The 12,417-nt window shown below is 59.7% G+C and carries 13 protein-coding genes; 9 read left to right on the forward strand and 4 right to left on the reverse strand.

The genetic code is table 11. The features are described from left to right. The first annotated feature begins 6 nt into the window (after positions 1 to 6). Together PHU01S_RS00595 and PHU01S_RS00600 are read left to right on the forward strand one after the other, a co-directional pair. Positions 7 to 2,763, forward strand: coding sequence for an FtsX-like permease family protein (locus tag PHU01S_RS00595; protein ID WP_218032393.1), 2,757 nt, complete (start codon positions 7 to 9; stop codon positions 2,761 to 2,763). A 205-nt stretch (positions 2,764 to 2,968) separates the two neighbouring features. Continuing rightward, positions 2,969 to 3,214 (forward strand): hypothetical protein, encoded by a 246-nt coding sequence (locus tag PHU01S_RS00600; protein ID WP_048746150.1) that lies wholly within the window; start codon positions 2,969 to 2,971, stop codon positions 3,212 to 3,214. A gap of 1 nt (position 3,215) precedes the next feature. Here PHU01S_RS00600 and PHU01S_RS00605 read toward each other — a convergent pair whose 3' ends face one another. Next, positions 3,216 to 4,118, reverse strand: a complete 903-nt coding sequence (locus PHU01S_RS00605; protein WP_049867437.1) for a DMT family transporter — start codon at positions 4,116 to 4,118, stop codon at positions 3,216 to 3,218. A 136-nt stretch (positions 4,119 to 4,254) separates the two neighbouring features. Between PHU01S_RS00605 and PHU01S_RS00610 the strand changes: the two genes are divergently transcribed. After that, positions 4,255 to 5,133, forward strand: coding sequence for a LysR family transcriptional regulator (locus tag PHU01S_RS00610; RefSeq protein WP_048746217.1), 879 nt, complete (start codon positions 4,255 to 4,257; stop codon positions 5,131 to 5,133). A gap of 73 nt (positions 5,134 to 5,206) precedes the next feature. Here PHU01S_RS00610 and PHU01S_RS00615 read toward each other — a convergent pair whose 3' ends face one another. Next, positions 5,207 to 6,463, reverse strand: a complete 1,257-nt coding sequence (locus tag PHU01S_RS00615) for an N-acetylmuramoyl-L-alanine amidase (protein WP_127505513.1) — start codon at positions 6,461 to 6,463, stop codon at positions 5,207 to 5,209. A gap of 127 nt (positions 6,464 to 6,590) precedes the next feature. Further along, complete coding sequence (locus PHU01S_RS00620) at positions 6,591 to 6,899, reverse strand: hypothetical protein (protein WP_048746154.1); 309 nt, start codon at positions 6,897 to 6,899, stop codon at positions 6,591 to 6,593. A gap of 147 nt (positions 6,900 to 7,046) precedes the next feature. On the opposite strand from PHU01S_RS00620, the gene PHU01S_RS00625 reads away from it, so the two are divergent. The 3 genes from PHU01S_RS00625 (at position 7,047) to PHU01S_RS00635 (ending at position 8,952) form a co-directional block, all read left to right on the forward strand. Beyond that, a complete protein-coding gene (locus PHU01S_RS00625; RefSeq protein WP_127505515.1) occupies positions 7,047 to 8,126 on the forward strand; it encodes a Rossmann-fold NAD(P)-binding domain-containing protein in 1,080 nt (359 codons plus the stop codon). 54 nt (positions 8,127 to 8,180) lie between these two features. Further along, positions 8,181 to 8,474, forward strand: coding sequence for a hypothetical protein (locus PHU01S_RS00630; protein WP_127505517.1), 294 nt, complete (start codon positions 8,181 to 8,183; stop codon positions 8,472 to 8,474). A gap of 85 nt (positions 8,475 to 8,559) precedes the next feature. After that, the gene (locus PHU01S_RS00635; protein ID WP_127505519.1) at positions 8,560 to 8,952 is read left to right on the forward strand and encodes a hypothetical protein; all 393 of its coding nucleotides are present in this window, start codon (positions 8,560 to 8,562) and stop codon (positions 8,950 to 8,952) included. A gap of 69 nt (positions 8,953 to 9,021) precedes the next feature. Here the strand turns inward: PHU01S_RS00635 and PHU01S_RS00640 are convergent, their stop codons facing one another. Then, positions 9,022 to 9,384 carry a DUF423 domain-containing protein gene (locus PHU01S_RS00640; protein ID WP_127505521.1) on the reverse strand — a complete coding sequence of 121 codons (363 nt, stop codon included), beginning with the start codon at positions 9,382 to 9,384 and terminating at the stop codon, positions 9,022 to 9,024. Between the two features lie 113 nt (positions 9,385 to 9,497). On the opposite strand from PHU01S_RS00640, the gene PHU01S_RS00645 reads away from it, so the two are divergent. The 3 genes from PHU01S_RS00645 to PHU01S_RS00655 all read left to right on the forward strand — a co-directional run bounded on the left by PHU01S_RS00645 (position 9,498) and on the right by PHU01S_RS00655 (position 12,242). Beyond that, positions 9,498 to 10,043 (forward strand): cysteine hydrolase family protein, encoded by a 546-nt coding sequence (locus PHU01S_RS00645; RefSeq protein WP_373864505.1) that lies wholly within the window; start codon positions 9,498 to 9,500, stop codon positions 10,041 to 10,043. Positions 10,044 to 10,167: 124 nt separating this feature from the next. Further along, positions 10,168 to 11,451 (forward strand): MFS transporter, encoded by a 1,284-nt coding sequence (locus PHU01S_RS00650; RefSeq protein ID WP_246029103.1) that lies wholly within the window; start codon positions 10,168 to 10,170, stop codon positions 11,449 to 11,451. Between the two features lie 74 nt (positions 11,452 to 11,525). Beyond that, positions 11,526 to 12,242: a class I SAM-dependent methyltransferase gene (locus PHU01S_RS00655; protein ID WP_164762923.1), complete on the forward strand. Its 717-nt coding sequence runs from the start codon at positions 11,526 to 11,528 to the stop codon at positions 12,240 to 12,242. The last annotated feature ends 175 nt before the right edge of the window (positions 12,243 to 12,417 follow it).

Raw genomic sequence — 12,417 nt, forward strand, 5'->3', positions numbered from 1 at the left:
AAGGGATTGAGCTGGCGGATAGGCCTCCTGTATCTGAAAAGGCAAAAGCGACAGACGCTGCTCAGCCTGCTGGCCGGGGCGATCGGGGCGATGCTCATCTCGATGTCCTGCTTTCATTACATCGCCGTCAAGGGCAGCGGAGATGCTTGGGTACGCGCTCATTTCGGCCCGATCGACTGGGTGTTGATGCCGAAGCAGGGCAAGCCGTTCAGCGGCGAGCAGGCCGTGACGCTCCGGTCTGAGCTGGAATCGATGCCCGGCGTCCGCTACCGCAGCCTGCCGGTCGTTGCCGGCGCGACGACGCTGTTCGCTTCCGACCGGCAGGATGCAGATGCGAAGTCTCTGCAGCAGGTCCAGCTGCTCGGGCTGGATCCGCAGCAAGCGAAGCTCTTTGATGAAGGACAAGCCGAATTATGGAGGACGGGGCTGCCTTCGGGTCAAGCGATTCTGGACCGGGTAACCGCAGGCAGGCTCGGGCTTGAAGCCGGCGACGCGGTGTGGGCGGCGGATGCCGCCGGGATGCGCAAGCCTCTGATCGTCCGGGACGTCGTCGAGGCGACCGGAGTGACCGGATATAGAGGCGATCGGGGCAGCAGGAACGGAACGATCCTGGTGAACGAGCGCGATGCGGCAGCGCTTGCCGGCAGCCCTGAAGGCAGCTACAGCTTCGTGCTGGTCGGGAGGACGGATCCGGCCGGCAGCGTCATTGGCATGAACTACAGCAACAAGATGAATGAGCTGACGGAGACTCGATTCGTGAAGCGTGAAGCCTTATCCAGAGCAGGCGGAAATATGGTCATGGTCATTTTGGCGATCAGTATGACGGCAATCTTCTCCAGCGCTTTTTTGCTACGCCAGATCGTCCACATGATGGCCGAATCGCGAAGCGAGCTGTACGGGGTGCTGAGGGCGATCGGGATGAACCGGCGGCAGGCGAGGGGGCTGTTCGCGGCCGAGGCGCTGCTGCTCGGGCTGCTGTCCGGCCTGATCGGGCTGCTGTCAGGGGCGGGGGCAGGATGGGCAATGGTGAAGCTGCTCTACGGCGGCGGATACGGGCATGCGGTCAGCTCCGCAGGCATTCCCATCACAGCCCGCATTTCGCCTGCCCTGGCGGCCGTCGCAGCGGCAGCCGTCCTCTTGTATCAAAGCCTGCTGGTCCTGCTCGCCAGCCGCAAAGCCGGTGCGGGGACCATCGTTTCCGCATTGAGGGGAGAGGCGGCGTCCGGCGGCAAGCAGGGCAGAGGGTGGAAAAGGCAAGCCGGAGCCTGGACGCTCCCGATTCTAGCGGCTGCTTTTTTGGGGGCTCATCTTTATCAGGCGTTCCGCTGGGAGCCGGCAGCGCCTTCCGGAGGAACGATGCTTGCGCTGCTGCTGACCTGGCTTGGCGCTTCGGCCGCAGCGGTTTACGCCGTGTTTGGCTTGCTGCTGAGCGCTGGTCGCCGGCTGGCGGGACGCCTCAGCCTGTCCTCTCTGCTCGCCGTTCGTTATGCCGGCCAGCGTCCGGGAAGGACGTTCACCGTCATGCTCCTGTTCGGCATCGCGATGATGACGGTAACCTTCACCTCGGGGCTCAGCAGCCTCATTCTCAAAAACATGGACACGGAACGCACGGTTCAGACGATGCTCGGGTATGGCGGCTACGTTCCCTACCAATCGGCGGAAGAAAAAGAACGCGTGCTCGAGCTCTTGAGGACGGATGCCGAGCTGCGCCGGACGGTCTCGCATCACGCCGTTGTCGAGCCTGTCATGGGCGGCGTCCAGCTGGAAGGGAAAGGCTCCCGCTTCAGCCAGGCGTTCGTGCCGGTCTCGCAGGAGCTGCTGGCCGGCGGCGGCTGGACGCTTGCCGAACGGTCGCCGGAGTTCGGCAGCGATCAAGAGGCATGGAACAAAGTGGAATCGGATGACGGTTATGTCGTCCTGCCTCTTCAATACAGGAAGACGGCAGGCGATAAGCCCTCTATATTTCACGGACCCGAAGCAACCTACGCAGCGGGAGATCATATCCGAATGAGCTTTTACAAGAATAATCTCGTCGGTCCCTCGGACAAGCCCGACCTCACCGTCGAGCTGAAGATTGCCGGCTTTGCGGCCGATAATACGGAATCCACCGCCCGCACCGAATACGTATATGCAACGACCTATGTTAATCCTGAGCTGCTGGCCAAGCTCAAGCCCTACCATCACCCATGGGACAATCAGGTCCATCAAGGCCTGCTGCTGCTTCAGTTTCATTACCGAGACCTGCAGCTGGACCGGGAGATCAGCAGCCGTCTCGTGTCGGGCGGAGCGTTGTCCGTCGGCATTCCATATTTGTCGAACAGCGAGAAGTATGCCGAAAACAAGCAGCTCGTGAACGGCTTCATCGGCTTCACCGTTCTGTCCGCCGTCATCGGGCTGCTGGGGCTTGCGGTGCTTCAGAAACGCTCTATAGGAGAGAGGTCGCGGGAGATCGCGATGCTGCGCTGCGCCGGCATTCCATCCCGCAAGCTGTTCCGCTCGTTCCTGCTGGAGGGGACGCTGCTCGGCGGCTGCGGCCTGCTCGCCGGCACGGCTGCCGGAGCGACGGGCGCCCATGCCTTCATCCGGATTTTGCAGACCGACCTGAGGCCGGGAGAAGCACCCGTCGAAGCCGAATTTCCTTGGCTGCTTCTGTCCGGCGTGCTTGGCTTGCTGCTGGCGGCGGCGTTCCTGTTCAACATCGGACCCGCGCGCGGAGCGTTGATCTCCTCGCCGACGGAACCTTTGCGCTCTGCCGACGTCTAATGAAGGAAGGAGCGCTTCGCCGATATTGCGGCGAAGCGCTCCTTTTTCCAGCAATCTTAAGAAAAAACTCAGATTTCGTAAATACTTTGTTACTTTTTGTCTGGTAAAATTCCCTTATACTGGTTTTGTGCGTACCATGGTGCTACATATTGCTGTTAGGATTCGTCTTATAGATAGAGCTATGCCACGGGGGAGAGAATGAATCATGAGCAAGAGGGATCAAGCCGACAGGATTCGCCGATTGCGGTCGGTCGAAAGTCACTGCTACAGCGTATGCATGTACCTGCTGCAGAACGAGGCGCTCGCGGTTCAGGCGGCGCAGGATGCGCTGTGCGACATGTTCAGCCGCGACAGCCTGCATCCGGATGAGGTCAAAAAAACAGCCATGGAGCATGCGCTCGCGGCGGCGGGCAAAGCCCGCGCGGCAAGCCAGGCATGCGCCATGGCGTGAATCAGGTTTCGGCCGGAACGGCCGGCTGGCCTGATTTTTTTTTGCGCAGCGCCGATATCCAGCGCCCTCCGTACTCCGACACGAGTACGCCCGACATGACGAGCAGGGCTCCGATATAACCTTGCATTCCCAATACCTCGTCTGCGAACAGATAGCCGAACAGGGCAGCGAAGACGGGCTCAAGCGCAAAGATTAGGCCTGCCCGGGCCGGGGATGTATACCGCTGGGCGAGCGGCTGCGCGATATAGCAGAATGCGCTGCACACGACAGCCAGAGCGCCGACGGAGAGCCATCCGTTCAGCGAATGCGGCAGGGATGGCTTCTCCAGGAGAAAGGCGAGGACGAAGCCGTAGCCGCCTGTGAACGCCAGCTGCAGGATGCCGAGCTGGAACATGTCGACCTTTTTCCTGACGGCGCGCGAGGTGACGAGCACATACACGGCATATAAGAATGCCGCTGCGATGCACAGAATGTCTCCCGGCTGCATGCTGAGAGGCATCTTCAGCGTGAGCAGGCCGATGCCCGCGATCGCGAGGCTGATGCCGGCCGTCAGCTGCGGCTTCATCCTCTGGCGCATGAATACGGCGGACAGAATCGGCACGAATATGACCGTCAGGCTGACCAGAAAGCCGGCATTCGACGTGCTCGTCGTCTTGAGGCCGTACGTGATGGAGACGAAGACGCCGAGCAGCAGCGCTCCCTGCAAAGCTGCATAACCGGTCGTATGCAAGGACAAGCCTTTCAGCTTCCGATGGAAGAGCACGGCCGTAAGCGCGAAGGCTATGCCGAATCTCAGTCCGATCAACGTCATTTCCCCGACCGAATCCAACGCCAGCTTCATCAGCAGGTAGGAGGATCCCCAGCATATCGTTACCATTACGAGCAGCCATTCCGACTTCTTCATGTTCGTGTTCCCGTCCTCTTCTTGTCGTATCTTCCGATGGTAAAGTATACTAGGAACCATAACATAAGGGAATTGAATGTTATTCATGTTTTACATGAAGGAAATTCATGATAAAAGAGGAATGGAGCAGCCGCTCATGAGTCTGGTCAAATACGAAATATTCAGCGCAGTCGTCGAGCACGGAAGCTTGACAAAAGCAGCGGAAACGCTGGGTTTGACCCAATCCGGAGTGAGCCATGCGCTCGGCAGCCTGGAGAAGGAATTCGGCATCCAGCTGCTCGCCCGCAGCCGCTCGGGCATCCGGCTCACCGTCGACGGCGAGAGGGTGCTGAAGCCGATGCGCGAGATGCTGTCCTGGCAGGAGCAGCTTCAGCAGGAAATCGCGGCGATCAAAGGGCTGCAGGCGGGCACGGTGCGGCTCGGCACGTTCACGAGCGTGTCGGTCCACTGGCTGCCGCAAATGATCAAGGAGTTCGACCGAGACTATCCGGGAATCGAAATCAAGCTGATCGAGGGGGATTACCGGGATATCGAGGAAGGCATCACCGACGGCAGCATGGATATGGGCTTCTTGAGCCTTCCGGCCCGGGATGGCCTCGACACGTTGGCGTTGAAGAAGGACCGCATGCTCTGCGTGCTGCCGGCCGGACATCCGCTCGCCGGCCAGCCGTTCTTGTCTCTCCAGCAGCTTCAAGGCGAGGACTTCATCATTCCGAAGGAAGGCTCCGACTATGACGTCCGGCGCATTCTCGAGGAGGTCATCCAGAGGCCGCGCATCAAGTACGAGACGGCGGACGATTATGCCATCATCGCCATGGTGGAGCACGGCCTCGGCATCAGCATCCTTCCGGAGCTCGTGCTGCAGGGAAGGGATCATCACGCCGCGATGGTCGAGCTGGAGGACGGCCGCTACCGGACGCTGGCGATCGCCGCCTCCTCGTTCAAGCTGCTTTCGCCGGCAGCCCGCCGCTTCCTCGACTATATCAAGCGGTTCATGGAATCCAGGCAGCCGTGAAGGCGGAGTCAGCCGGTGTGCGGGGGCGGCATCGTTATGTAGGCGCCGCTGCCGCGGCGCATGGCTTGCAGCATCAGGACTGCAGCCGGCTGTACAGCCTTTGAAGAACGAGGGCTTCCGCCCACAGCGGCAGCGGAGCTTCCGGCTGCTGCTTCCAGGCCGGGTCCGTTAGCAGGCCTTGGGCATAGAGCCAGTCGACGGCTTCCTGCTTGTACGATTGCGCAGCCGCCGCAGATACGGGCTTCAGCGCCATGGCCGCCGCGATACCTTCGCCGATCGCTGCCGCCAGGTTTTGGCGGACGGCGGCATCCTTCAGCAAGCCGGCATCGAAGGCTTGGTCGAGAAACAGGTTTTCGAGCAGCAGGGCAGGCATCGATGTCTCGCGCAGGACAGCGAAGTTCGCTTCCTTCTTGCCCCTGTCCGCGACGCCCAGCGGCTTCAGATACGCCATGATCCGGCTGTGGACGGCATCCTGGCTGCGGCCGGAGGCGCCGGTGCGGGTTCCGGGATATACATAGGATTCGTAGCCTTCGCCTCCCCCTGCGTTATGATGGATGGAAACAAAGTATGCCGCTCCCCAGCCATTCGCAAGGCTTGCCCTGTCGCTCAAGGCGACGAACACATCGCTGCTGCGGGTGAGGCGGATATCGACGGCGTACTTGCTCCTCAAGTAGGAGGCTGTCTTCAGCGTCAAGTCCAGGGCGCTGTCCTTCTCGACGATGCCGTTGCCGGATGCGCCGGGATCGGTACCCCCATGGCCCGCGTCCAGCGCGAGGATGGGAAGCGCCGCCGCAGGCGCTGCGCTCATCGCTTGATACAGCGTCAGAATCCGCTGTCCGTAAGTCTCGCCGGCGGCCATGGCGTCTGCAAGGCTGGCGTACTTGTTCCGGTCATAACCCGGCACGGCCCAGCGGCCCGCAAGATCTTCCCACGCCGGCGCGGAGCCGCGCGTCACGAGCGAGAAGCGGGGGTCGACGATGGTTTCCCCGGCAGGCACGGCCGCTGTGGAAGCGTAGGCGAACAGATGCTGGATCTGCGCCGTGACGCCTTCAGCGATCGTAGCGAACGAAGCGCCCGGATTGCCGCCTCCGGTCGCGCCGATGCCGGCGAAGTTGTTCTGCGACGGCTGGACGTCTCCGCCGAAGCGGAACCAGTTTGTCTCATGGATCGATTGGCACAGGGCGATGTCCCCGCGCACGCCGTAACGGGCGCCGACGGCCAGGAACTGCCTGGCGATTTCTCCGTTGAAGGAAGGGTTCACGCCCGCCACATAACGGATCATCGCGTCGGCCGATACGGACTGGGAGCCCAGGATGGATGTTTTGGCCATAAATCTATCACTCCTTTTCGGTCATGCGTTACTCTATTCCCGGAGTGGACAAGGAGTGAGGGCGGACGGCCTCGCCAAGCAAAAATGAAAAAAAGCCCGCCCTGTAGGGGCAGGCAGGCTCAGGCCGTCAGTCGACCCGGTCGTAAAACTTCTTCCAGTCCTTCTGGCCTTTGTGGACCAGGTCGGATACGGTCCGTTCGATGACCGTATGCACGGCGTTGCGGAAAAACTCCGTTTCTTGCCGGATCGCAGCTTCCACCTCGCCGTTGGATTTCTCGCTGTTGGTGCTGCGGGCGCCGATCTCGACGCGGTGATACTGCTCGTGTTCTTCAAGGAGGTCGAGAAGATGGTCGAAAGCGATCAGCACGCCTTCATGCCCGTTGAGCTTATTCTCGTTTTGCAGCGCCTGCTTGAATCTTTCCAGGTTTTTGCGCATCGTTTCATCACTCCTTGTAGAAATTGGATACCGCTATATTCTCACAAGGTACCTGCTGTGCGCAATAGGATGCATTCCAGTCCTTCTGCTTTTGACATTCGCGTTGCAAGGGTATGATTTCGTATAGAAATGAAAGGGGGCCTGGCTTTGGACGAGGCCATCGGGCCGGATAGGCTCAACGCCGCTGGCCGAGCAGGCGGGCGTAGCCGCCGCCCGGTCATCGCGATCGCCGGCGCTGGCGGATCGGTAGGAAGCAGGCTTGCCGCCATGCTGCCGCCCGAGGCCGCTCTCATCGGGATCGGCAGGCATCCTGCTGCCAGCGGCCATCACGGTCGCCTTGCGTGGCGGACATGCGACTTCTATTCACAGGAAGAAGCCGTATTTGCTCTGGCTGAAGTCGATATGGCCATTTTCCTCCTCCATGCAGGCAAGCCTTCTGCGAGGCTGACCCAAGGGACATCGCGGGACCTCGACGCCCTGCTGGCGGAGCATTTCGCTTTTGCCGCGGCGGCCAACGGCGTGAAGCGGATCATCTGTCTCGACGGAAATATCCTGCCATACCCGTCGATGCCGAGGCGGGCCGGCAACGGTCAAAAGCGGCGGGAGGTGGAAGGCATTCTCGCTTCTCACGGAGTGCCGCTGACCGTCATCCCGGCTGGCGGTGCAGGCCCGCTTCAGGCAGCGGCAGCCATATGCGCCGCTCTGGGCTATCGCGCGATGGCGGGGGAGAAAGGAACTGGCGATACCGTCCGCGAGGCGTCCGGGCAAGCAGGATTCGCGAACGGAATGGACCGAAGGCGGGATGTCCGATCCGTCCAAAGGCTCACCCTGCCGGACGGCATGAACGCGGAGCAAGCGGCCTTCTCTTACCTGGACTGGCTGTCCCGCTTCGGCCGCCCGCTGCTGCGGGTCGAGAGGAATCCGGCAGGGGAATGCCGAATCTATGCGGCAGGGATTCCGCGTCCGCTCCTGGAGCTGACTGAGCGCAGGCAAGCCGGGGCTTTCCGCAGCTTCACCTTCGAGATCAGCGGAGGGCTGCTGGCCGGCAAGGGGAAAGGGAGACGGGGGAGGCTTGAATTTCTGCTGCTGCCGGGATCGAGGGAATGCCTCGCGACCATCCACGATTTCATCCCTTCGCTGCCTTGGCTGCTGTACAAGTACTCGCAAGCACAAGTTCATCTGCTCGTCATGTATGCTTTTGGGAGACATTTGAAAAAATGGAGATAGAACCTTGATCGTTCTGACAGGTTAGAATTATCCATTTGCATGGAGGAGAAGGCTATGATCGGATATTGGATAGCCGGTGCGGCGATTTCGGCAGCCGCAGCATGGGCTTGGAGCCGTTCCCGGGCTGCCGGCCGGCAAGGAAAGAGCAAAATCGTCAACATGAACGCATACCGTTCCAGGAAAGGCAGAAGCGACAGCGCAGCCGCGAAGCCGGGGTCTCAATTATGCTCCTCATGCCGCAAGCCCGCTGCGCGGCTGAGTTTTTATTCCGACGAGAACGGCCGCGTGGTCGGCTTGTGCCGGGAATGCAAGCCAAGCGCGGAGCGCAGGCAGCTGGACCGTCTGTAAGATGCGAGCCGGGCAGGCATTTGCCCATCATTGCCGCATGCCGTGACCTCATCAACGCTTTAAGAATAGAATAGGACAAGTCTGGGTGAAAAGGGTGGTCGGCATGTCGACTTATACGACCGGCTTGATGGCGAATGTGGCTCAGGGAGGGACTGCTGCGGCTCAAGCTTGGCTTTATGCCCGCAACCTGGGTCCGGACGAAGCGCTTGTCGTCGTGCAGGTGTTTGGAATCCCGATCGGAGGCTCGACCTTGTCGCCGATCTATGTGGCAGGGTTCATGGTGCCCTCGAACTCGGCGGTTACCCGCTCGTTCGGCGTTGCGGGATTGTCGATCTACGAGATGCAGCTGAACAATGTGGACGATCTCTCGGAAATGGCGATGTCGGTATATGGAGTGGATTCGGCAGGCAATCTGGCGCGTTCCCAACGGATTTTGCCGCCGGAGCTGTCGCCGATGCTCGGTCTTGTCCAATCTTGAGGCTGCGTGTTGCGCCGATGGCCTGATTTCCGCCCGGGCGGAAATCAGCATCCCTGCATAAGCAGCGCGCTAAAGCCAAAAAGCGGCGGCCATCAGCGCCCAGCCAGCCAGAAAAGCAAGGCCGCCGATCGGCGTGACGATTCCAAGCTTGCGGATTCCGGACAGGCTCAGGGCATAGAGGCTGCCCGAGAACAGCAGGATGCCTGCCGCAAGCAGCCAGCCGGCGGCGGCCAGCAGATCGGAGTCGGAAAAGTATCCGGCAACCCCGATTAAGAGAAGGCCGATGCCATGGACGAGCTGATACAGAACTCCTGTCTGGTATACGGCCAGCTTGTCCTCGCTCAGCTTGCGCTTGAGCGCATGGGCGCCGAAAGCGCCGAGCGCGACCCCGATAAACATGGCGGCGGCTCCCAAACCTATGAATGCATTCATTTCGTCAACGCCTCCTTCATCACGAATCGTAGCGGATCAGGGCCGATCCGTCAACGAACGGGAGAGCGGCCGGCGATAGCAGGCAAAGAGATCCGAAAGAGAGGATGAATGGCATGAGAGCACTGATCAATATTGATTATACGTATGATTTCATAGCGGATGACGGCGCGTTGACATGCGGCAAGCCCGGACAAGCGATCGAGGAGGAGGTCGTCCGGCTTACGCGGGAATTCGCGGAAGCCGGAGACTTGGTCGTTTTCGCGGTCGACGTCCATGAGGCTGGAAATCCGTGGCATCCTGAAACGAAGCTGTTCCCGCCTCATAATCAGAGAGGGACGAAGGGAAGGGAGCTGTACGGCTCGCTGGCCGAAACGTACGAGAGCATCAAGGAGATGCCCAACGTCATTTACATGGACAAGACCCGCTATTCGGCTTTTGCCGGCACTGATCTGGATCTGCGGCTGCGGGAGAGAGGAATCCGAGACCTGCATCTTGTCGGCGACTGCACGGATATTTGCATCCTGCACACGGCTGTAGACGCCTATAATCTCCATTACTCCCTTTTCATCCATGAGCAAGCGGTCGCGAGCTTCGACCAGGCCGGTCATGAATGGGCTTTGAGGCATTTCCGCACCTGCCTGGGAGCGCAGATCGTCTGATTCTAGCTTTGCAGAGCTTGTTCGTTTGTCGAACAAGCTCTTTTTTTTGCGCATCGGGATACACTCGCCGGGAGTATTGTCGGAATCTGCCGCATGAGGTAGTATGGGTAACATGTCCAACTTCATGAGAGAATGGCAGATGCAAATCCAGAGCTACAGCCGGAATATCCGGTTGTTTTTTGTGTTCAACCTGCTCTGGAACGTGGGGCTCGGCATGTACAGCCTCGTCTACAATTTATATGTGAAAGCGCTTGGCTACGAGCCGACGATGGTCGGCCAGATCGTCGGCATGACCGCGCTGGCCTCCGCGCTCATCCTGATTCCCGCCGGCCTGGCCAATGACCGCTTCGGGCCGAAGCGGATGATCAGCATCGGGGCTGCCGCTGTCGTTGCGGCGCTCGTCCTCCGCGCCTGGCTGCCGGGAGCGGGCGGCTTGACCGGATCCGCATTCGCGGGAGGCATCGCCCAGGCGATCGTATCGGCGACGATCCTGCCGTTCATGGCGAACAACTCGACTGCCAGGCAAAGGATCCATCTGTTCAGCTTCAACATGGCGCTCGTCATGGCAGCCAACGTGGTAGGGAATCTGGCGGGCGGCTTCATCACCGACCTGCTGCAGCTTGCGGGTATGGGCGAAGTGCTCAGCCTGCGGCTTACGCTGCTGATCGGCGCCGGTATAGCCGGAGCCGGACTAATACCCGTGCTCATGTTCGGGAAGGAAGAGGAAGCGGCGTCAGCCTCGATGGGAGGAGTCGGGCAGCCGCCAAGCCCCGTGAAGGGTGTTCGGCTCAAAGCCGCCATGAAGGAGCATCGCTCCTCCTTCTATGCGATAGGAGCCTTTACTTTGCTCAGCCTGCTTTCTTCCATGGCGGGCGGCATGGTCGTGCCTTATCTCAACGTTTATTTCGAAGACCGGTTCGAGGCGTCCAAGTCGGTCATCGGCCTCGTCGTTGCGCTCGGCCAAGGCGCGACGGCAGTCGCCTACCTGCTCGGGCCGGCGATCGCCCGGCGGATGGGGGAGGTCAGAGCGGTCGTATGGCTTCAGCTCAGCTCCATCCCGTTTCTTGTCCTGACCGCTTATACGCATCAATTCTGGCTTGCCGGCGCAGGGTACTTGTTCCGCCAGGCGCTGATGAATGCCGCGAATCCGTTCTACAATACGATCAAGATGAAGTATGTGCATCGCTCGCTCCGGGGGCTGGCGGCCAGCTCGGGCGAAGCGATGTTCAATCTGGGCTGGTTCATCGCAGCACCGATCAGCACGGGCCTTGTCGCCAAGTACGGGCCTTACCAAGGGTATGCGTGGGCATTTTCGGTTACGGCAGTCATTTATACGCTCATCGCCGTCATGTTCTGGTATCTTTTCTCCAAGGACCGCTTCAAGCCGGCAGAGGAGGCCGAAGCTTGAGCAGGCGCCTTTTTCAACGGTCCTGAAGCAGGGTATGAAGAAATCATACCCATTACATGCAAGGGAGGATCCCCATGTCCAAGACGGATTTTGAGGAAGCCAGGGAATCGGAGAAAACTTATCATGCCCATCTATATGAGACCGAGGAGATTCTGAAGCCGGGAAGCTGGCTGTCGCAACCGATTCCGGCTGTCATGGAATCGCTCGAGCTCGTCATCGCCGGCAATCCGAATCCGGCTGTACTTGACCTTGGCTGCGGATCGGGCCGCAATGCCATCCCTATCGCCATGAGGCTGCAGGAGGCCGGAGCGGGCCGGCTGATCGGAACGGATCTGCTCGAGGAAGCGGTAAGCAAGCTGACGGAAAATGCTCGGAAGTATCGAGTCGAGAAAGAAGTAGAGGCGGTTCAGTGCGACGCAGAGAAAGCGGATTACGAGCCGGATTCCTATGACTATGTCGTCGCTTGCGGCTGTCTCGAGCATGTTTCCTCGGAGGATGCCCTTCGAGCCGTTATCGGGAGGCTGCAGCAAGCAACCGCGAGCGGCGGCATCCACTGCTTGTCCATGAATACCGGAATCTCCGAGACAGCGGCGGCGACGGGGGAGGAGCTTGATGCGAAGATCGAGCTTAATCTTTCGGAAGACGAAGCGTGCCGCTTGCTGAGCGATGTATACGCCGATTGGACTCTGCTCCGGGAAGAACGGAACGATGTTGCCATTGAAGAAGAGAAGTACGAGGAAAAAACCGAGTTCAGGGCTCGTTCCGTGATGATGGTTTTTCAAAAACGATAAGAGGTAGAAGCAAAAGGGCCTGCAATCGATGCAGGCTCTCTATTTTGCTTGACAATAAGATAAGCATAATTATGTAAACCATAGATATCGATTTTTAAAAACGGTAAAACCGTCAAGAAAAATACATTGACACTCAAACAGAAATTCCTTTATTATTTACTGGTTACTGATAATG

This window comes from Paenibacillus humicus NBRC 102415 (genome assembly GCF_004000905.1).
GTDB classification, from domain to species: Bacteria; Bacillota; Bacilli; order Paenibacillales; family Paenibacillaceae; genus Paenibacillus_O; species Paenibacillus_O humicus.

What these genes read in the sequence shown, in the direction of transcription:
- PHU01S_RS00640 (WP_127505521.1), bottom strand. Translation starts at nt 9,384, where the DNA reads ATGAATGCATTCATAGGTTTGGGAGCCGCCGCCATGTTTATCGGGGTC.
- PHU01S_RS00630 (WP_127505517.1), top strand. Translation starts at nt 8,181, where the DNA reads ATGATCGGATATTGGATAGCCGGTGCGGCGATTTCGGCAGCCGCAGCA.
- PHU01S_RS00620 (WP_048746154.1), bottom strand. Translation starts at nt 6,899, where the DNA reads ATGCGCAAAAACCTGGAAAGATTCAAGCAGGCGCTGCAAAACGAGAAT.
- PHU01S_RS00655 (WP_164762923.1), top strand. Translation starts at nt 11,526, where the DNA reads ATGTCCAAGACGGATTTTGAGGAAGCCAGGGAATCGGAGAAAACTTAT.
- PHU01S_RS00645 (WP_373864505.1), top strand. Translation starts at nt 9,498, where the DNA reads ATGAGAGCACTGATCAATATTGATTATACGTATGATTTCATAGCGGAT.
- PHU01S_RS00650 (WP_246029103.1), top strand. Translation starts at nt 10,168, where the DNA reads ATGAGAGAATGGCAGATGCAAATCCAGAGCTACAGCCGGAATATCCGG.
- PHU01S_RS00615 (WP_127505513.1), bottom strand. Translation starts at nt 6,463, where the DNA reads ATGGCCAAAACATCCATCCTGGGCTCCCAGTCCGTATCGGCCGACGCG.
- PHU01S_RS00610 (WP_048746217.1), top strand. Translation starts at nt 4,255, where the DNA reads ATGAGTCTGGTCAAATACGAAATATTCAGCGCAGTCGTCGAGCACGGA.
- PHU01S_RS00600 (WP_048746150.1), top strand. Translation starts at nt 2,969, where the DNA reads ATGAGCAAGAGGGATCAAGCCGACAGGATTCGCCGATTGCGGTCGGTC.
- PHU01S_RS00605 (WP_049867437.1), bottom strand. Translation starts at nt 4,118, where the DNA reads ATGAAGAAGTCGGAATGGCTGCTCGTAATGGTAACGATATGCTGGGGA.